Here is a 19,701-nt window from a genome sequence, read left to right as displayed (position 1 = left end):
GTGGCGCTACGGGTGGTGGGTGGCGCGGACGTGCTCGCGACGGTCGTCGGGGCGATGGTGGGCGACGCGGTCGGCCCGGTGGCGGGCTGGCCGGTGATCGGTGCGACCGGCTCGGCACCGCAGCCGGCGAGCAGCGCTGCCGTCAGGGTGAACGTGACAGCGACAACGGGACGGGTGAACATCGGGGCCTCCTCGGCGCGAACGGTCCTGCCTGGTTCGTCCGCCACGCACGCGCAGCGGTTCGGACGAACAAGGAAGCGCCACCTGGTCGAATTGAGGTGCTCGAACATCCCGAAGCCTGCCAGGCTGTGCGGCATGGACGTTCGTCTGGAGCCTTGGTCGGAATCCGCGCTCGGCCTCCTGCGTCGGATCAACTCTGCGCAGATGCGTCGATACGTCGGTGGTCCGGAGCCGGAGGAGAAGCTGCTCGCCCGGCATCGCCGATACCTTGCCATGCCGGCGACTGGCCGCGGTTGCATGTTCGCCGTTCTACGTGGTGACGAGATGGTCGGCAGCATCGGCTACCACCAGCGTGACTGGCGAGGCAGGCAGATCTACGAGAGCGGCTGGAACGTCCTGCCGCCCTTCCACGGTCGAGGCATTGCCACCGCGGCCGGCGCCGCCCTGCTCGCCGTCGTCCGCGAGGCCGCCCGCCAGCACGATGCCCCCCACAGCCTGCACGCCTTTCCCTCGGTCGAGAACGTCTCCTCCAACGCCCTCTGCCACCGCCTTGGCTTCACTCTCCTCGGTCCCTGCAACTTCGAGTACCCGCCGGGCAGCGGCTGTCTGATGCGCAGCAATGACTGGCGCATCGACCTCACCTGCCCTCATGGCGTGGCGTGACGCCGGCGACAGACGGTGATCACCGCCGTTTGGGGATCACGTCCTTGTGGTCCGGCACCGCGCTGCGGGTCGCGCGCAGGCTGGTGACGGTGACGATGGTCAGGACCGCGATGATGACCAGGAGGGAGAGCTCGGTGGGGATCTCCGGGACGCCGGACCAGATGCCGTGCGCCCAGTGCAGGGCGAGCTTGACGCCGATGAAGGCCAGGATGACGGCCAGGCCGTAGGTGAGGTGGACCAGTCGACTGAGCGCCGCGTGCAGCACGAAGTAGAGGGCGCGCAGGCCGAGCAGCGCGAAGGCGTTGGTGGCGAAGACGAGGTACGGATCCGCGGTGATGCCGTACACGGCCGGTACCGAGTCGATGGCGAAGACCATGTCGGTGGCGAGGACCGCGACCACCACCAGCGCCAGCGGGGTGAGCGTGCGCCGCCCGTCGACCCGTACGGTCATCTTCGTGCCGTGGTATCTGTTGGCCACCGGCATGATGCGACGCAGCAGGCGTACCGAGCGCATCCGATCGATGTCGACCTCCTGGTCGTGCCCGCAGAGCGCGTCGCGCAGCAGCTTGGCCGCGGTGAACAGCAGGATCAGCGCGAAGATGAGGAATGTGAAGTCGAGGATCTGCAACGCCGCGTGGCCCAGGGCGATGAGGACTCCCCGCAGCACCAGCGCGCCGGTGATGCCGAACAGCAGCACCCGCTGGGCGAGTGGGCTCGGCACCGCGAAGGCGGCCAGCAGCAGCATGAAGACGAAAAGGTTGTCAACCGACAGCGACTTCTCGACCAGGTAGCCGGTGAGGTAGTCGAAGCCTCGGTCCGAGCCGAACTCGGACCAGATCCAGGCGCCGAAGGCCAGCGGCAGCGCGATGTAGAAGGCCGACCAGCCCAGCGCCTCCTTCAGCGACACCTCGTGCGGGCGGCGGGTGATCACGAAGTCGAACACCAGCAGGGCGATCACACCGGCGATCGTCACCGCCCAGAGCGATGGTGTACCCAGCGACTCCAGGCCGGCGGCGGCATAGGACTGATCAGGCACGACTCCTCCTCGAACACCGTGTCCTGTTCGAGGTCTCCTTCACCCCGTTTCACGGGCGACCACCCGAGGCGCCCTGCGCTGTGCCGGAGCGACCGGGGTGGTTCGTGGGGAGTGCTCCCCTCGCACTGACCAGGTTAGAGCAGCCGGCCCGCCCGCACCGGGTACGACCCATCCGTCGCGAACGCAGTTGCCATCTCCTGCGGTGGCCCACCTCGGAGTCGTCCCGACAGCGCGGTCAGTTGCGGGTCGCGACGAGCCGGATGCCGAGCCCGATGAGCGCGACACCGGTGACCGCGTCGATCGCCCGGCGTACCGGTGGCCGGTCGAGCAGCCGCCGCATCGCCGCCACCAGGTTGGCCACGGTGAAGAACCACAGCAGGGCCACCGTCGCGGCGACCAACGCCAGCAGCACCGCGGCGGCCGGTGCGGCGTCGGCGTGCAGGAACTGCGGCATCAACGCGACGAAGAAGACCGCCGCCTTCGGGTTGAACACGTTGCAGAGCAGCCCCTGGCGGAACGCCGCGAGCAGCGACAGGTCGCCTCGCCCACCGGCCACCCGCAGCGAGCCGGCGTCGCGGCTGGCGGCGACGATCGCCCGCACGCCGAGCCAGGCGAGGTAGGCGGCGCCGGCAGCCTTGACGACCGTGAAGGCGACCGTGGAGGCCGCCAGCAGCGCCGCCAGCCCGGTCGCGGCGGTGACCGCCCAGACGAACACGCCCGCCGCGATCCCGGTCGCCGTCGCCATCCCGTGGGCCCGCCCGGACACCGAGTGGCGTACGACGATGGCGAAGTCCGGCCCGGGGGAGAGCGCGCCCACCGCCATCACGGCGGCGAACCCGAGCACCTGGCCGACGGTCAGTGTCATGAGCCCGCGCGGTCTGCCACCGGCGCCACCCGGTCGGTCAGCTTTCTCGGCGCCAGGAGGCAGTAGCTCTCGGTCAGCAGCTCCGCGACCTCGCCCCAGTCGGTGTCCTCGTCGAGGACCATGCCCAGCACGTCGTCGCCCCAGCCGGGCCGGTAGAACGGTGGGCCGCCGGCGACCAGGGCGTGCGCCTCGACCACCGGCGCCCGCAGGATCAGAACGGCGACCGGTTGGTCGGGCGGGGCTGCCCGGTGCCGGGCAGCCTGGTGGTCGGCGTCGACGGTGAGCACGTGGGCGAAGGTCCGCTTGCGGATGCGCCACCGGACCCCCACCCAGGCCGGCTCCTCGTACGTCTCCGGCAGCCGCAGGCAGACCAGCCGCAGCCGGTCGAGAAGCTCGGGTGCGACATCGGCAGGACTGCTCATGCACAGCACACTAACCGGCCCTCCCGACAGGTTCGCCGTCACGGCTCGGGCCGTGGCACGCCCGCCGGCACCGGTCACCGAGCGCGCGTACGGCGTCGACCAGTTCGGGCGGCCCGGTGACAGTGAAGTCGACGCCGATCACCGCCACCATCCACGCCAGGTCCGTGGCCGTCTCGGCGCCGAGGTGCAGCAGGCAACGGGCGGCGTCCACCGCCTCCACCGTGCCCATCCCGGGCCAGACCCGCTCGGCCACCACGGCGGCCGGCTCGTGCATGGTCACGCTCGTTCGTACCGGCCAGGGCCCGACGGACAGCTGCCGCGTCAGGTACGCCACCGCGTCCCCGCCGGGTGGTTCCCGGCGGACGAACCGGGGGCCGGTCGGGGTCCAGGGACGCAGCCGGTCGACTCGGAAACACCGCCAGTCGTCGCGGGCGGTGTCCCAGGCCAACAGGTACCAGTGGCGCGCGAAGCTGACCAGGGTGTGCGGCTCGACCAGCCGCATCGACCGGCCACCGTGGTGGTCGGTGTAGTCGAACCGCAGCCGCTCCCGCCGGTAGCAGGCGGCGGAGATGGTGGCCAGGACGTCCGGCCCGACGGTCGGTCCCGGATGCCCGGCGCGGACGGTCGCGTGCTGCACCACCGTCACCCGCTGGCGCAGCCGGGCCGGCAGGACGCCCTCCAGCTTGGACAGCGCCGCCGCGGCGGTCTCGTCGATGCCGGTCACCCCGCTGGCGGCGGCGGTCCGCAATCCGATCGCCATCGCGACCGCCTCGTCGTCGTCGAGCAGCAGCGGCGGCAGGACCGCGCCGGCGCCGAGCCGGTAGCCGGTGTGGCCCGGGCTGGCCTGCACCGGGTAGCCGAGCTGCCGGAGCCGCTCGACGTCCCGGCGCACCGTGCGCACGGTGACGCCGAGCCGGTCGGCCAGTTCCGCGCCGGAGCGGTGCCGGTGGGACTGCAACAGGGACAGCAGCTGGAGCAGCCGTGCCGAGGACCTCACCATGACGGTGAGGATGCCAGCCGGTTGGGACCGATCCTGACCTGACCGGCTCCTAACGTCGCTTGCCGTGACGACCACATCCCACGACATCCGCCCCTTCCGTATCGCGATCCCGCAGGCCGACCTGGACGACCTGGCGGCGCGGCTGGCCGCCACCCGCTGGCCCGAGTTGCCCGACGTCGGCTGGCAGCGCGGCGTCCCCGTGCCCTACCTGAGGGAGCTGGCCGGTTACTGGCGGACCGGGTACGACTGGCGCAAGCACGAGGCCGCGCTCAACGACCTTTCGCAGTACGTCACCGACATCGACGGCCAACGCCTGCACTTCCTGCACGTCCGCTCACCCGAGCCGGACGCGACGCCATTGCTGCTGCTGCACGGCTGGCCGGGCTCGTTCGTCGAGTTCCTCGACACCCTCGGCCCGCTGACCGACCCGCGGGCCCACGGCGGCGACCCCGACGACGCGTTCCACCTGGTGGTGCCGTCGCTGCCCGGGTTCGGGTTCTCCGCCCCCCTGGCCGGACCCGGCTGGGGCACCCAGCGGATGGCCGGGGCGCTCGGGCAGCTGATGGCCCGGCTCGGGTACGACCGTTACGGGGTGCAGGGCGGCGACACCGGATCCTGGGTCGCCCCGGCGCTCGGCCGGCTGGCCCCGGACCGGGTCATCGGCGTGCACGTCAACGCGCTGTTCACCTTCCCCACCGGCGCCGAGGGGGAACTGGACGGGCTCACCGAGGTCGAGCAGTCTCGGCTGGAGAGCATGGCCCACTACAACGACGGATACCTGCAGATCCAGGCGAAGTCCCCGCACACCCTGGCGTACGGGCTGCACGATTCGCCGGTCGCCCAGCTCGCCTGGATCGTGGAGCACTTCCAGCGGCTCACCGACCATGCCGCAGACGGGCTGCCCGACGACGCCGTCGACCGCCTGCTCACCAACGTCACCCTCTACTGGCTGACCGGCACGGGCGGCTCCGCCGCCCAGGTCTACTACGAGGACATCACCGCCGCCTCCTGGGGCGACGCGGCGGACGGACGGGAGGCGGCCGGTCGGGGCGTACCCACCGGCGTCCTGGTCGCGACGGCCCGCGACTTCACCGTCCGTCGCCTCGCCGAACGAGACCACCACGTCGTGCACTGGACCGAGTACGACCGGGGCGGGCACTTCTTCGCCATGGAACAGCCCGGCCTCTTCGTCGACGACCTGCGCGCGTTCTTCCGGACGCTGCGCTGAGCCCGACCCGCACCCGCACCCGGCCGGCCCACCGGCCGGGTGGGCGTCCGGTCGCTACCCGTTGTCGGCCCGCTTCAGGAGCACTTTCGCCATTTTGCGGCCATCGTGGCGACCGGGTCGCCACGATGGTGGCAGACCCGTAGGGCGGTCCGGCCTGCGCCCGGGGCGGCGAGGGGGATGACCATGCAGGACGTGGCGGCGGCGAGCACGCCCGTCGGTGCCGGGACACCGGGCCTGGCCGAACAGGTGTGGATCAACGCACGGGAGGATCCCGGCGCGGTGCAGTTCATCCGCCCGGCGCCGGTGTCCCGGGCCTGGCCCGCCCGGCGGCCGGTCCAGGGCACCGCGCTGCCGGTGACGTGCGAGCAGTTCCGGGACGACGTGCTGGTCCTGGCCCGGGGCTTTCTCGCCGCGGGGGTGGCACACGGTGACCGGGTCGCCCTGCTCAGCCGGACCCGCTACGAGTGGACCCTGGTCGACTATGCGCTGTGGGCGATCGGCGCGGTGACCGTGCCGATCTACGACACCGCCAGTGCGGAGCAGGTCGGCTGGATCCTGGCGGACTGCGGCGCGACGGGCTGCGTGGTCGAGCAGCCCGGCCACGCCGAGATGCTCGCCGGCCTGCGGCCGGACCTGCCGGCGCTGCGGGAGGTCTGGCAGATCGACGCCGGCGACCTGATCGCCCTCGCCGGGCAGGGCCGGACGGTGGACGACGCGCGGGTGGCGGCCCGCCGCGCCCGGGTGACCGGCGGCGACATGGCGACGATCGTCTACACCAGCGGCACGACGGGCCGACCCAAGGGATGCGTGCTGACCCACCGCAACATCCACTGCGACGTCACCGCCGCCGTCGACGTGCTGTCGCCGATCCTGCACCCGGGGGCGTCGACGGTGCTGTTCCTGCCGCTCGCGCACGCGTTCGCCCGGCTGATCCAGGTGGGCATGGTGCAGACCCGCGCCACCTTGCTGCACAGCGCCGACGTCACCGGCGTCCTCGACCAGCTGCGCACCCACCGCCCGACGTTCATCCTCGCGGTGCCCCGGGTCTTCGAGAAGATGTACAACCGGGCGCGCGACAAGGCGGCCGACGCGCACCGGGGTTGGTTGTTCACGCTGGCCGCCCGGGTGGCGGTGTCCCACAGCCGCGCCCGTGACACCGTCCGGGGCCCCGGCCTGCCGCTGCGGCTGGCCCACGCCGTGTGCGATCTGCTGGCGTACCGGAAGATCCGGGCGGCGTTGGGCGGACGGTGCCGGACGGCCATCGTCGGCGGCGCGCCGCTCGGCGAGCGGCTGGGGCACTTCTTCCGGGGTGCCGGGGTCACCGTGTTGGAGGGGTACGGCCTGACGGAGACGTCACCGGCGCTGACGGTGAACACGCCGTCGGTCCAACGGATCGGCACCGTGGGCCGACCCCTGCCCGGCGTGCAGCTGCGCATCGCCGACGACGGGGAGATCCTCGCCCGGGGCGACGTCGTCTTCCCCGGCTACTGGAACAACCCGGACGCCACCCGGGCGACGTTCACCGCCGACGGCTGGCTCCACACCGGCGACCTGGGCAGCTGGGACGACGGCTGGCTGCGCATCACCGGCCGCAAGAAGGAGATCATCGTCACCGCGGCGGGCCAGAATCTCGTACCCGGCCCGCTGGAGGAGGCCGTGCGGGCCCATCCGCTGGTCAGCCAGTGCCTGGTCGTGGGGGACGGTCGGCCCTACCCGGCCGCGCTGGTCACCATCGACCCGCAGGCATTTCGCCGCTGGCGTGCCGCGCGCCGCCGCCCGGACGTCTCGGTGGCGCAGGTGCGGGACGATCCGCAGCTGCGCCAGGCGGTGCAGGTCGCGATCGACCGGGCCAACGAGACGGTGTCCCACGCGGAGCAGATCAAGACGTTCCGCATCCTGCCCGAGGACTTCACCGAGGAAGCCGGGGAACTCACCCCCACTCTCAAGATCAAGCGCGACGTCGTCATCGAGCGGTACGCCGCCGACGTCGACACCCTCTACCAGGGCCACTGACGCCGTCCCGGCTGCTGCCGGTGCCCCTCACCGCGCCTCGTCACGGGTGAGGACGAACATGAACGGGTGGGGGGAGCCGCGCGTGTCCATCGCGCCCAGGACGGTGTCGTCGTCGATCCTCCGGAAGACGTCGTGGACGGGGAGCGTGTCGTAGCACATGGTGGCGGTCACCACGCCGCGGTACTCGGTCATCCGCAGCCGAGCTGTCGGTCTCGTCGTGGTCAGCAGCGGCCGTACCAGCCGGAACGCCTGCGCCGCGACGGGCAGGTGGGCCAGTCGCGGGAAGCGCAGCAGCGAACCCAGCGGGATCAACGCGGGGTCGAGGCTCACCACATTCCCGCCGGCCGTGCCGAACAGCAGCGGGTGAGCGGCCTCGGAGGTCTCGAACCGTTTGCCGTACCAGCCGGAGCGCTCCAGCAGCCCGTCCATCGGGTGGCGGGTCGCCAGCCCGATCCCGCGCCACCGGCCCAGCATCTCGCGCACGGTCACCGGCGCGAGGGAGTCGAAGTACCGCAGGGCGGGCCGGATGTCCCGCTTGGCCCGCAGGTCGTCCAGAGCTGATCGGCGCGGGTGGTCGGCGGTCACGGTGGCAGCTCCTTGGTCGGGCGCGGCGCGCGTGGCGGAAAGGGCGGGAATGTCGGTTGTCTTTGACCCGGCGCAGGGTGACCGATCATGCTGGTGTCGTGATGCGACCGTCTTCCGGCAGGCCGGCCCGGCAGCGGCGGGATGCCGTTCCGAGTATCCGTGACGTGGCGGCCGCGGCGGGGGTTTCCTACCAGACGGTGTCGCGGGTGCTCAACGATTCCCCCAAGGTGCGCCCGGACACCCGCCGGCTGGTGCTCGATGCCATCGACCGGTTGCAGTACCGGCCGAACCGGGCCGCCCAGGCGCTCGGCCTGGGGCGGGCGAACGCGGTGACCGTGGTGACCGCGAACACCATGCTGTACGGGTACGCCAGCACGTTGCAGGGCATCGAGGAGTCCGCCCGGCTGGCTGGTCTGGCCGTCGGTGTCCGGGTGGTGGAGTCGGACCAGGACGTCGACGTGCGCCACGCCGTCGAGTACGTCAGCGACCCCAGTGCGGGCAGCGTCATCGTGGTCGCCTTCGATCCGGCCGGTGCCAACGTCCTACGGGCGTTGCCGCCGGACGTGCCGGCGGTCGCGGCGACGGAGGCCGGTGGGGTGCCGGGCAGCGAGCGCACCATGATCTTCCTGGACGAGCGGGAGGCCGCGGCCGACGCCACGCGGCACCTGCTGTCGTTGGGGCACCGTACGGTCCACCACGTGGCCATCCCCTCCGAGACGGTCGCGAGCGCGCGCCAGGCGGGATGGCGTGGCGCGCTGGAGGAGGCAGGTGTCCGGGTACCGGCAATCCTGTCGGCCGACTGGGATCCCCGGTCGGCGTACCTGGCCGGCCGGCGACTGGCAGCGGACGAGGGCGTCACGGCGATCCTGTGCGGCAACGACGACACCGCGCTCGCCGTTCGCCGGGCGCTGTACGAGGCGGGTCGGGACGTGCCGGGGGACGTGAGCATCGTCGGCTTCGACGACCTTCCCGGGGTGGCCTACTGGACGCCGGCGTTGACGACGGTGCGGATGGATTTCGCGGGTCTGGGCCGGGCCTGCCTGGCGGCGCTCGCCACCGAGCTGACCGGTGTCGTCCCGCCCGCGGTGACGCCGGAGGCGCCCCGCCTGGTGATCCGTGAGTCGACCGCACCGCCGCGCGGGCGGTAGGACACCTGCCGGTAACAGAATGGTAACGACCACTTCCGGTGCATCATGTGACCGGTCACACTCGTCCTCACGCCAGACGTGAGGCCGCACTTGCCGAGCCGCCCACCACACCACCGGCACCGACGGCAACCGCAGAGGCCGTCACCGGAGCCGGCCCCGACCGCCCGGCACGCGGTCACGAGTTCGACCAACGACAGGAGCAGCAGTGAGCTGGCGCGACACCAGTCTGATGTGGGGACACCGGGCGTTGCAGTTGACCATCGACATCTCCGGCGACGGCCCCGTCGCCGTCCGGGCCCTGTCCGACGGCGACCGGCGACACCACACCCGGGCGACCCAGCCGATGGTGGAGCTGCTGATCGCCGGCGCGGGCCGGGCCCGGGTCTCGCAACGCTTCTCCGAGACCACGCTCGGCCGGCGCATGGTCTACGCCGGCAGCCAGCAGCGGCGCGACGGACAGTGGCACGAACTCCGCGTCGACCTGCGCGACGAACAGACCGGCCTGCTGGCCCGGACCGTGTTCCGCTCGGCCGACGGCACCAGCGCCGTGCAGGTGCGTACCACCGTGACCAACCACGGCACGCAGCCGCTGCCGTTGCTCGGGGTCACGTCCTTCGCCGCCGGGTTCCTCGGTCACCCGATGGAGAACATCGACCTGGTCCGCGGCGACAGCGAGTGGCTCGGCGAGGGCCGCTGGACCCGCCACCCGCTGCGCGACACCGTCACCGCCGACCTCAACCTGGCGATGCACGGCCAGGACGGTCGCGGCCGGCTCGCCGTGGTCAGCACCGGGACCTGGTCCACCGGCGCCCACCTGCCCACCGGCGGCATCGTCGACCGGGACAGCGGACACGCCTGGCTGTGGCAGATCGAGCACAACGGGCCCTGGCGGTGGGAGGTCGGCGAACGGCTCGACGGGGCGTACGTCGCGCTGCTCGGCCCGACCGACATCGACCACCAGTGGCAGCAGCCACTGCTACCCGGCCAGTCCTTCACCACCGTGCCGGTGTCGGTCGCCGTCTCATCCGCCGGTCTGGACGGTGCGGTCGCCGCCCTCACCGGCCACCGGCGGACCCTGGTGCGCCCGCACCGCGACCGGTCGACGCTGCCCGTGGTCTTCAACGACTACATGAACACGCTGATGGGGGACCCCACCACGGCGAAGCTGCTGCCGCTGGTCGACGCGGCCGCCGACGCCGGGGCCGAGGTCTTCTGCGTCGACGCCGGCTGGTACGACAACGACCTCAACTGGTGGGACAGCGTCGGCGAGTGGCAGCCGTCGCAGACCCGCTTCCCCCGTGGCATCCAGGAGGTGCTGACCCGCATCCGGGACCGCGACATGGTCCCGGGCCTCTGGCTCGAACCCGAGGTGATCGGGGTACGCAGCCCGATGGCGGACAAGCTCCCCCCGGAGGCGTTCCTGCAACGCGGCGGCGTCCGGCTGGTCGAACACGACCGCTACCACCTGGACCTGCGCCACCCCGCCGCGGTCGCCCATCTCGACGAGGTCGTCGACCGGCTGGTCGAGCAGCTCGGCGTCGGCTATCTCAAACTCGACTACAACATCGACCCCGGCGCCGGCACCGACCTGGACGCCGACAGCGTCGGCGGCGGACTGCTGGCCCACAACCGCGCGCACCTGGCCTGGTTGGACCGGCTGCACCACCGCCACCCCGACCTGATCCTGGAGAACTGCGCCTCCGGCGGCATGCGCATGGACTACGCCCTGCTGTCCCGGATGCAACTCCAGTCGACCAGCGACCAGCAGGACTACCGGCACTACCCGCCGATCGCCGTCGCGGCGCCGATGTCCGTCCTACCGGAACAGTCCGCCAACTGGGCGTACCCCCAGCCGGACATGCCCGACGAGCAGCTCGCCTTCACCCTGTGCACCGGTCTGCTCGGCCGCCTCTACCTCTCCGGCCGGCTGGACGCCATGCGGCCCGACCAGTTGCGGGCGGTGCGCGACGCCGTCGAGGCGTACCGGGGCATCCGCGCCGACCTGGCGGACACGGTGCCGCTGTGGCCGCTCGGCCTGCCCGCCTGGAGCGACCCGTGGCTCAGCCTCGCGCTGCGCCGCCGGAACGTCACCTACCTGGGGGTGTGGCGGCGCGCCGACGCCGACCGGTCGGCCACGCTGCGCCTGCCGCACCTGACCGGCCAGCAGGTCACCGTCGAGCTGCTGCACCCGCGTCACCTGTCCCCCTGGACCTGCGCCTGGGCGTCCGCCACCGGAACGCTCACCGTGACACCCACCCACCCGGAGCCGTTCACCGCGCGGATCTTCCGCATCACCACCGAGGCACCCACCCCCTGACCAGCCCCGGCTCCCGGCAGCTCGTCCCCCATTACGGAAGAAGGTTCAGCACGATGAAGCGATGGACCCGCACCGTCGCCGTCGCGGCGGCGCTCACACTCGGCCTCGCCGCCTGTAGCGACCCCAGCGCCGAAGGCCCCACCGACACCACCGTCTCCTGGCCTGCCCCCACCGGCCGGCTCGACGGCGTCTCCCTGACCATCTGGGCCGCGCAGAACAGCAACACCGTACCGAAGAAGGTCATCGAGGGATTCCAGGCCGCGACGGGGGCCAGAGTCGAGGTGGTCACCATCCCCGACCCGTACGAGCAGGGCATCCAGACCAAGGTCGCCACCGGCGACAAGCCGGACCTGGCCTTCTGGCAGCCCACCGCGTCCATGCTGACCGCGATCAACGCCAGGAGCAACCTGCAGCCCCTCACCGACGCGCCGTGGCTGCCGGCGATGGCGCCGCAGCTGCGCGACATCACCGGGCTGCTCGACGGCACCCGCTACGCCGCCCTGGTCACCAGCCCGGCGGTCGAGGGTGTCTACTACAACAAGGAGGTCTTCGCCGCCCACGGCGTCACCGCCCCGCCGAAGAACTTCGACGAGATGGTCACCGTGGCCCGCCAGCTCAAGACCAAGGGCGTCACCCCCTTCTACGAGATGGGCGCCGACCGGTGGGCCACCCAGTGGTGGGTGCAGGTCCAGCTCGCCGACGCCGCCAAGAACGGACTGTGGGACCGGATCAACACCGGACAGGAGAAGTTCACCGACCCGACCGTGCTCGGCGCCATCAAGAAGTACAAGGCGCTGATCGACGAGGGGCTGTTCAACCCCGACATCAAGACGGCGAAGTTCGAGGACCAGGGTGCCGCGCTGCTCGACGGCAAGGCCGCCATGGTCGTGCAGGTGAACTCCTTCTTCGGTCAACTGCAGGCCAAGGCCGACACGGCGACCCTCAACAAGAAGATCGGCTTCTTCCCGATCTCCCCGTCGGGCAACGTCGGCACCTTCATTCCCGACCAGTCCAACGCCCTGGTCGCCTTCGCCACCGGCGAGCCCAAGCGGGAGGCCGCGGCGCGGCAGCTGCTGGCGTACTGGATGGGTCCCGGCTACCAGAACTTCCTCGCCGACCGCAACACGGTGTCCCTGCAGACCGCCGTACCCGACCCCGCCGGGGTGCCCCAGGCCCTGCGTGACGTGCACGCCGCCCTCCCGGCGTCGGTCGGCTCCATGCAGGCACAGGCCGTCGCCAACCCCGACCTGTTCCTCAACCTCGCCGACATGATCGCCGGCACCACCACCCCCGAACAGGCCGCGAAGGCCACCCAGGACCAGTTCGCCCAGCTGGCCAAGGCCGCAGGCGTCTCCGGCTTCTAGCCGGCCGCGCACCGCTCGGCGTACGCAGGCGCCACCGCGCGCCTGCGTACGCCAGGAGTCAAGGGAGCCCACCACCCGATGCCCACGGCAGTACACGCGCCGGCGCCGGACCGGCTCGGTCCGCGACCGCCCTCGACCCGCCCCGGGCGCCGCGCCACGGGACCCATCCACCGCCGGACGCATCCGATGTGGTTCCTCGTGCCCGCGTTCGCCATCCTGCTCGTCTTCTTCGTCCTGCCCACCCTGTTCAACTTCGTCTACGCCTTCACCGACTGGTCCGGCTTCAAGAGCGAGATCAACCCGGTCGGCTTCGACAACTTCGCCGACCTCGCCTCCAACGGCACGCTGTTCAGCGCACTGCGCATCACCGTCGTCTACGCGGCGCTGGTGGCCGTCTTCCAGAACCTCTTCGGTTTCGCCCTCGCCGTCCTGCTCGAACGCGACACCCGACTCAACCGCGTCGCCCGGGTCTTCTTCCTGATTCCCGTGTTGATGTCCGCCCTCGCCGTCGGCTACCTCTTCCAGGCGTTGCTCAAGCCCGACGGCGGCGTCAACCAGCTGATCAGCGCCGTCGCGCGACAGCCCTTCGACTACGCCTGGCTCGCCGACACCACCTGGAGCATCGTCGTGGTCGCGCTGATCCACTCCTGGAAGTGGATGGGGCTGTCCATGCTCATCTACCTCGCCGGCCTCAAGACGATCCCCGAGGACGTGATGGAGGCCGCCCGCATCGACGGCGCCTCACGGTGGCGCACCTTTTGGGCCGTCCGGTCGCCCCTGCTCGCGCCCGCGGTCACCTTCAACGTCGCGACCGCCCTGCTGGGCTCCATGAACGGCTTCGACATCGTCCAGGCCACCACCGGCGGCGGCCCCGCCCGCACCACGGAGATCCTCAACATCTTCATCTACCGCACCTTCGGGCAGGGCCTGTTCGCCCAGGCCACCACCATGAGCCTGGTGCTGTTCCTGCTCGTCGCCCTGATGGCCTTCCCCGTCATCCACCTGCTGCGCAAACGGGAGGAAATCCTGTGACCGCCGCCGCGCCCCACCGTACGCCCCCCGGCCGGCAACGCACCGGGATCAGCGACGCGCGGATCTGGACCCGGCTCCAACCCGTGGTCGCCGCCGCTCTCGTGGTGGCCCTGATCGGCGTCCCGCTCTGGCTCGTCCTGGTCACCGCAGCGAAGTCCCAGGGCGAGGCGATCACCCCCGACCTGTCGTGGCCCGACGACTGGCAACTGTGGGACAACCTCCGCCAGGTCTGGACCGACGCCGACGTCCCCGCCGCGTTTCTCGGCAGCCTGCTGGTCGTCGTGCCCACCGTGGTCGGGGTGCTCCTCTGCGGGTCGATGGCGTCCTGGGTGCTGGCCCGCCGGGCGACCCGCCTCACCGCGGCCCTGTACGCCATCGCGATCAGCGGCATCATCCTGCCACCCGCCGTGGTCACCGTGGTGCTCCTGCTGCGCCAGCTCGGCCTCGCCGGCACGGTCGTCGGGATGATCGGCGTCTACCTGGGCATCTACCTGTCCACGGTGATCTTCTTCGTCACCGGGTTCGTGCGCACCATCCCGACGTCGCTGGAGGAGGCGGCCCAGACCGACGGCGCCGGCCCGCTGACCGTGTTCCGGCGGGTCGTCCTGCCGCTGCTGCGGCCGGTGCTGGCTACCGCGACCATCCTCATCTGCCTGTACGTCTGGAACGACGTCTTCTACGCCTTCTTCGTCGTCGGCAGCCGGCTCGACACCCTGCCGCTCAACCTCTTCCGCGTCGCCAGTGCCGGCCTCTATCTCAACAACTGGCACCTCATCTTCGCCTACGTGATCCTCATGAGCCTGCCGCTGATCGCCGTCCTCGCCGTTGCCCAACGGAAGATCATCTCCGGCATCACCAGCGGCGCCGTCAAGTAGAGGGAGTACCGATGCACACCTTCGTACGGCTCACGGCCGCCCTGGCCGGCCTGACGCTGGCCGCCACCACCCCGATGCCGCCACCCGCCGAGGCCGCCGACGCCACCAACGACGTGCTCGGCGTCGACTTCGCCCGCACCACCGGCGCGTTCCGCGGTGGCGCGACGGGCACCCTCTACGGCTTCGGCGACGAGGGCGCGCCCACCCAGGCGCTGATCAACGGGGCGCACATCACCAACACCTCGCAGAAGGCGCCGTACGGCACCCAACACCCGAGCGGTGACGCGATCAAGGTCGAGGACGGCTTCTTCCGCAAGCACGGCAAGGACATGTACATCTACGTCCAGGACTACTACCCGGACTGGCCGTACCACGGCGGTCGCCGTCCCGGGGACAGCCGCACCTACCGGCAGGCCGACGGCACATACACCAACACGCCGAACGGCGTCTGGGACTACCTGGAGGTCGTGGAGTTCGTGGCGGAAGCCGTCGCCACCACCTCGGCCCGCCCCCGCGACTACGTGTTCATCCCCTTCAACGAGCCCGACGGCGGCAACTGGTACGCCGACTGGAGCGGGTTGGGGGACACCTTCCTGGCCGACTGGAAGGCCAGCTACGACACGATCCAGAAGGTCTACGCCCGCCACGGCCTCGGTCACGCGCGCATCGGCGGCCCTGGCGACACCCGGTGGCAGCCGGAACGCTCCGCCGACTTCCTGCGCTACGCCAGGGCCAACGCCGTCCTGCCCGACGTGTTCATCTGGCACGAGCTGGGCATCGACAACCTGCGCACCTTCCGCTCCCACTACGCCGACTACCGGCAGCTGGAGAAGGACCTGGGGCTCGACCCGATCCACGTCAACATCACCGAGTGGGGGATGCTGCGCGACATGGGCACCCCCGGGCAGCTGATCCAGTGGTTGTCCATCATGGAGGACCTCAAGATCGACGGGCAGACCGCGTACTGGAACTACGCCGGTAACCTCAGCGACAACAGCGCCCGCGCCAACGCCGCGAACGCGGGCTGGTGGATGTTCAAATGGTACGGCGACCTGGAGGGCGCCCGGACCGTCGCCGTCACGCCACCCGCCCTCGACACGGTGGACACCCTCCAGGGCATCGGCGCTGTCGACGTCGCCAACAAACGGGCCACCGTGCTGTACGGCGGCGGCAGCAAACCGGTGTCGCTGCGCCTGTCCGGTCTGGACCCCCGCGTCTTCGGCTCGCGCGTCGACGTCGAGGTCCGCGAGATCACCCTGTCCGGCGCGGAGGGTGTCGCCGGCGCCCCGCGCGTGGTCAAGGTTCTCGACGGCGTCCGGCTCGACCGGAAAACGATCAACCTCGACGTGCCCACCTACGACCGGTACGCCGCGTACCAGGTGCTCATCACCGCCGAGCAGGACCGCACCCTCGTGGCCGGCGGTGTCTGGACGGCCAGCACCGAGGCGGAGCACACCACCCTGACCTCGGCCACGGTGTACGACCAGGACCCGCAGGGCAGCGGCGGGTGGAAGTTCCTCGCCTCCGGTAGCCGCGACGTCGGCTCCTTCAACCGGCCGACCTCGAAGGCCGACTGGACGGTCACCGTCCCGCGCACCGGCCGCTACCGCTTCCAGGTCATCGGCGGGGCACCCGGCGTGCCGGGCCGCCACGCGCTCTTCGTCGACGGCGCCAACCCGACGATCGTGCAGTACACCGCCAACCTGGCCCTCGGCTCCCACCAGAGGTGGCAGTACCGGGGCAGCGCCGAGGTGACCATCCCGCTGACCGCCGGTCAGCACACGCTGTCCCTGCGGGCCAGCCTGGACGGCACCTCCCTGCTGCCGAACGCCGACATCACCCTGGACAAGTTCCTGCTCACCGACGTCACCGACGGCGAGCCCACCAACTACCCGGCCTCGACGCTGCGCTACACCGGCGGCGCGCGGCTCACCTACCGCAGCCCCGGGGCCCGCGGCCACGCCGACATCCGCGGGGCGCTCGCGCGCGCCGACGCGTACGTTCACGCGTGGGAGACCGGCTATCACGACCTGAGCCTCGACTACCGCAGCACCGCCGCAACGGCCGCCGAGGTCACGGTCAACGGCCGCCGGGTGGCCACGGTCGCCGCACCCCGCCGCGGTAGCTGGCGCTCCACCGTGCGCCTGCACCTCAGCCAGGGCATCAACGAGGTCGAGATCCGCTCGACCAAGGGAATCCTGCTCCAACAGTTGACCACCACCCGGGCCGCCGGGGCCGACACCGCCGCGGTCACGGTCGAGGCGGAGCACGTCATCCGCCGGGGTGCCGTCAGCATTGCCCGCTACACCGAGGCGTCGGGCAGCAACGCGTCCGGGCTCGCCGGCCTGGGGCACGTCGGCAACGGCACCGCCAACACCTTCCAGGTGCCGCGCCGGCCCGGTTTCGACCGGCCCGGCGACTACGACATCGTCGTCACCTACGCCAACGCCGAACTCGGCGGCAGCCACGACTACAACCCGCAGGTGATCGACCGTCGGCTGAACGTCACGGAGACCGGCGGCGGCAGCACGCACGCCTACTTCCGCTACACCTACGCGTGGAACAGCTTCCTGGAGCGCACCATCCCGGTGACTCTCTCTACCGCCGACGGCCCGCTCGTCTTCGGTAACCCGGACGCCTACGCCCCCGACATCGACAAGATCACCATCGCCCCGGTCACCCTGGGCACACCGACCACAGTGCGCCGCTGAACCGGCCGACCAGCAGACGCGGCCCGGGGCGACCCCACGTCGCCCCGGGCACGCCCGGGCGGGACCCGGCAGGCGGCCTACCGGCGGGCCGCGGGAGCGAACACGGTGTCCCGCCAGCGCAGCAGTTCCGCACGCGCCGCGGCGAGCTGCCCGGCGGTCACCGGTGCTCCGGACGCGGCGCCGACCACGAGTGCGACGTGCACCGTACCGGCGGGGGAGTCGGCGGCGTCGACCAGCAGGCGCTGTGCGGTACGCGCACCGACCTCCCGGGTGACCGACACCGGCCCGGCGGCGGGTACCCCGTGCACGGTGGCGACGTCGCTCACCACGGCGGTGCCGGCGGCCGGGAACGAGGCGGGCAGGTGCAGCTCGGTCGGACCGTTCGGGCGGGTGGCCGGCTGACGCCAGACCAGCAACCCGTACTGGCGGCCGGCCACCAGCGCCGACACCGCCGGCATGGTGGCCGGCGGGGTCAGCCACGCGCGCTGCTGTCCGGCGCCACCGTAGCCGGAGCGGGCCAGGTCCTCGTAGGCGAAGGCGAGGGTGTCACCGGCCACCGCACTCGGGTAGAGCCGGTCGAGCAGCCGTCGGTCCAGCCGGAGCGTCACCGCCCCGGCGTCGTCCATCTCGACGACCGAGTGATCCTCGTCGTTCCAGGCGTCCCCCTCGGTCTGCACCTTGTCCGGGTTGCCGTTCATCAGCTCGTGGTGCCGGTCGTGGTAGATGTCCCACTGCCACTGGGTGCCCGACAGCACCGTGCCGCCCGCGCGGGGGTCGGCCCACCACCGGGCGCCGGCCACCCCGGCGTCCATGCCCTGGTACATCGCGCGCAGCATCCACGGGGTCCGGTCGCTGCCGTGCCCGGAGAGCTTGTTGCCGAACTCGGAGACGAACGGCGCGGTGGCCAGGTCGCCGGCCCGGTTCCGGATCCGGTTCATCGCCGTCGCGTACGTGCCGTCGCCGGCGGGGGAGGGGTCCAGGGTGATCCGGGCGCCGTCGTAGTAGTGGCTGTTGAACACGAAGCGCGCGCCGAGCGGCGGGGACTCCGGTAGCCCACCCTGCTCGAAGAAGCCGGTGTTCCAGAAGACCAGCGGCTCGACGAAAGCCGGCTTCGCCGCCCAGCCGGCGGTGTCCATGGCCGCGCGGAAGCGCTGGTAGAACGGGATCAGGTGGTTGCGTTCCCACTCCGCGCCGGATCGGCTCTCCATACCTCCGTCGAAGGGTTCGTTGAACGGGTCGAATCCGATGATGTTGCGGAATGACGCGGCCGGCAGCCGCCGCGCGAGGTGCCGCATGGTCGCCGTCGCCTGGGTGAGGAACGCATCCTGGACGCCGACCTCACCGGCCTCGGTGCGCAGGGTCCGGTTGCGCCAGAAGTCGGCCATCGCCTGGCGCACGGCGGTGTTGTTCATCATGTTCTGCCCCCAGAGAAAGCAGATCCCGCACGACTCGCGCGGGTAGCCGCCGGCGCGGATCACCCAGGCGGGTGCGCCGTCGCCGGTGTACCAGCTGTCGCGGTGGAACAGGTGCGCGGAGTAGAGGTCCTGGTGGTAGTCGAGCAGGACGTGGAAGCCGCGATCGGTGAACTCGCGGATCTGTTCCACCGCCCGGTCCAGGTAGCCGGTGTCGATCCGGTTCGGAGCCGGCTGGACCCCCTCCCAGGAGATCAGGAAGCGGATGGTGTTCGCCCCGGTCAGGTCCCGCATGGCCTGGGCGGAGGCGGCGGCGTCGGCCCGGCTGCGAAACGGCAGGAGGTTGTTCTCGTACAGCTTGGTACTGCCGGAGACGTTGAAGCCGCGCAGCACGATCTCGCGGCCCTGCTCGTCGCGGAACACCCCGCCGTGGGCGGGGTGCGGGCTCACCGTGACGGCCGCACTGCCGGCGGCCGCCGGAGTGCGCGGGCCGGTGGCGGGCCGGGGGACGGTGGCACCGGCCGATGTGGTCAGGGCGAGGGAGAGGCCCGCCGCTCCCAAAAACGTGAATACTGCTCGCGAAGCACCCATGGATAGATGCTAGTGCATTCCCGGCGGGGTGTCCCGTGGTTCGGTCGCCGGTGTTCGGGCACTCGGGCCGCGGCCGTGCCGGCGGTGGCTCCCCGGTGTCCTGCGGACAGGATCACAGTGCCGAATCCTTTGTTGCATATCACTGGCAATTACGTGATGCTGGCATCCCGACGGTCGGCCCCGATCATCGGGTCGATCGTGCCCTTCGGGGCGGGCGGCCTCGTGCCGCCGCACCACCTGACCACTCACGGGAGCATCT

The 19,701-nt window shown here is 71.4% G+C and carries 15 protein-coding genes and 1 pseudogene; 9 read left to right on the top strand and 7 right to left on the bottom strand.

Features of this window, described 5'->3' with window-relative positions:
- A pseudogene (locus E1166_RS31485) lies at positions 1 to 182 on the bottom strand (hypothetical protein); the annotation flags it as partial.
- 133 nt (positions 183 to 315) lie between these two features.
- Here E1166_RS31485 and E1166_RS10095 point away from each other — a divergent pair.
- Entirely contained in the window at positions 316 to 843 is a 528-nt protein-coding gene (locus tag E1166_RS10095; RefSeq protein ID WP_132337843.1) for a GNAT family N-acetyltransferase, read from the top strand.
- Positions 844 to 862: 19 nt separating this feature from the next.
- Here E1166_RS10095 and E1166_RS10090 read toward each other — a convergent pair whose 3' ends face one another.
- From E1166_RS10090 to E1166_RS10075, 4 genes are all read right to left on the bottom strand, one after another.
- A complete protein-coding gene (locus E1166_RS10090; protein WP_132337825.1) occupies positions 863 to 1,879 on the bottom strand; it encodes a TerC/Alx family metal homeostasis membrane protein in 1,017 nt (338 codons plus the stop codon).
- Positions 1,880 to 2,114: 235 nt separating this feature from the next.
- A complete protein-coding gene (locus tag E1166_RS10085) occupies positions 2,115 to 2,744 on the bottom strand; it encodes a LysE family translocator (protein WP_132337823.1) in 630 nt (209 codons plus the stop codon).
- Positions 2,741 to 3,166: an MmcQ/YjbR family DNA-binding protein gene (locus tag E1166_RS10080; protein WP_132337821.1), complete on the bottom strand. Its 426-nt coding sequence runs from the start codon at positions 3,164 to 3,166 to the stop codon at positions 2,741 to 2,743. The genes E1166_RS10085 and E1166_RS10080 overlap by 4 nt, the downstream gene beginning before the upstream one ends.
- Before the next feature lie 10 nt (positions 3,167 to 3,176).
- Positions 3,177 to 4,166: a YafY family protein gene (locus tag E1166_RS10075; RefSeq protein WP_132337819.1), complete on the bottom strand. Its 990-nt coding sequence runs from the start codon at positions 4,164 to 4,166 to the stop codon at positions 3,177 to 3,179.
- Between the two features lie 85 nt (positions 4,167 to 4,251).
- Here E1166_RS10075 and E1166_RS10070 point away from each other — a divergent pair, with 85 nt between their 5' ends.
- Both E1166_RS10070 and E1166_RS10065 read left to right on the top strand, forming a co-directional pair.
- Positions 4,252 to 5,394: an epoxide hydrolase family protein gene (locus E1166_RS10070; RefSeq protein ID WP_207914145.1), complete on the top strand. Its 1,143-nt coding sequence runs from the start codon at positions 4,252 to 4,254 to the stop codon at positions 5,392 to 5,394.
- A gap of 183 nt (positions 5,395 to 5,577) precedes the next feature.
- Positions 5,578 to 7,407: a long-chain fatty acid--CoA ligase gene (locus E1166_RS10065; protein ID WP_165944305.1), complete on the top strand. Its 1,830-nt coding sequence runs from the start codon at positions 5,578 to 5,580 to the stop codon at positions 7,405 to 7,407.
- Positions 7,408 to 7,434: 27 nt separating this feature from the next.
- On the opposite strand, the gene E1166_RS10060 is transcribed toward E1166_RS10065, so the two are convergent.
- Positions 7,435 to 7,992 carry a DUF4334 domain-containing protein gene (locus E1166_RS10060; protein ID WP_243710278.1) on the bottom strand — a complete coding sequence of 186 codons (558 nt, stop codon included), beginning with the start codon at positions 7,990 to 7,992 and terminating at the stop codon, positions 7,435 to 7,437.
- A gap of 164 nt (positions 7,993 to 8,156) precedes the next feature.
- Here E1166_RS10060 and E1166_RS10055 point away from each other — a divergent pair, with 164 nt between their 5' ends.
- The 6 genes from E1166_RS10055 to E1166_RS10030 all read left to right on the top strand — a co-directional run bounded on the left by E1166_RS10055 (position 8,157) and on the right by E1166_RS10030 (position 17,439).
- The gene (locus E1166_RS10055) at positions 8,157 to 9,140 is read left to right on the top strand and encodes a substrate-binding domain-containing protein (RefSeq protein WP_243710277.1); all 984 of its coding nucleotides are present in this window, start codon (positions 8,157 to 8,159) and stop codon (positions 9,138 to 9,140) included.
- Positions 9,141 to 9,345: 205 nt separating this feature from the next.
- Positions 9,346 to 11,457 (top strand): glycoside hydrolase family 36 protein, encoded by a 2,112-nt coding sequence (locus tag E1166_RS10050; RefSeq protein ID WP_243710276.1) that lies wholly within the window; start codon positions 9,346 to 9,348, stop codon positions 11,455 to 11,457.
- 53 nt (positions 11,458 to 11,510) lie between these two features.
- On the top strand, positions 11,511 to 12,821 hold the full coding sequence (locus E1166_RS10045) for an ABC transporter substrate-binding protein (protein WP_132337811.1): 1,311 nt from the start codon (positions 11,511 to 11,513) through the stop codon (positions 12,819 to 12,821).
- Between the two features lie 186 nt (positions 12,822 to 13,007).
- Positions 13,008 to 13,853, top strand: coding sequence for a sugar ABC transporter permease (locus E1166_RS10040; RefSeq protein WP_165944304.1), 846 nt, complete (start codon positions 13,008 to 13,010; stop codon positions 13,851 to 13,853).
- A complete protein-coding gene (locus E1166_RS10035) occupies positions 13,850 to 14,728 on the top strand; it encodes a carbohydrate ABC transporter permease (RefSeq protein WP_243710275.1) in 879 nt (292 codons plus the stop codon). Before E1166_RS10040 ends, E1166_RS10035 begins: the two co-directional genes overlap by 4 nt.
- An 11-nt stretch (positions 14,729 to 14,739) precedes the next feature.
- Complete coding sequence (locus E1166_RS10030) at positions 14,740 to 17,439, top strand: hypothetical protein (protein ID WP_132337809.1); 2,700 nt, start codon at positions 14,740 to 14,742, stop codon at positions 17,437 to 17,439.
- Between the two features lie 77 nt (positions 17,440 to 17,516).
- Here E1166_RS10030 and E1166_RS10025 read toward each other — a convergent pair whose 3' ends face one another.
- Positions 17,517 to 19,442, bottom strand: coding sequence for a cellulase family glycosylhydrolase (locus tag E1166_RS10025; protein WP_243710274.1), 1,926 nt, complete (start codon positions 19,440 to 19,442; stop codon positions 17,517 to 17,519).
- Positions 19,443 to 19,701 lie beyond the last annotated feature (259 nt).

It is taken from the genome of Micromonospora sp. KC213 (genome assembly GCF_004348325.1).
In the GTDB taxonomy this organism is placed as follows: Bacteria; Actinomycetota; Actinomycetes; order Mycobacteriales; family Micromonosporaceae; genus Micromonospora.
The sequence above is the reverse complement of the archived record's forward strand: the minus strand, read 5'-3'. Positions and strand labels throughout refer to the sequence as shown.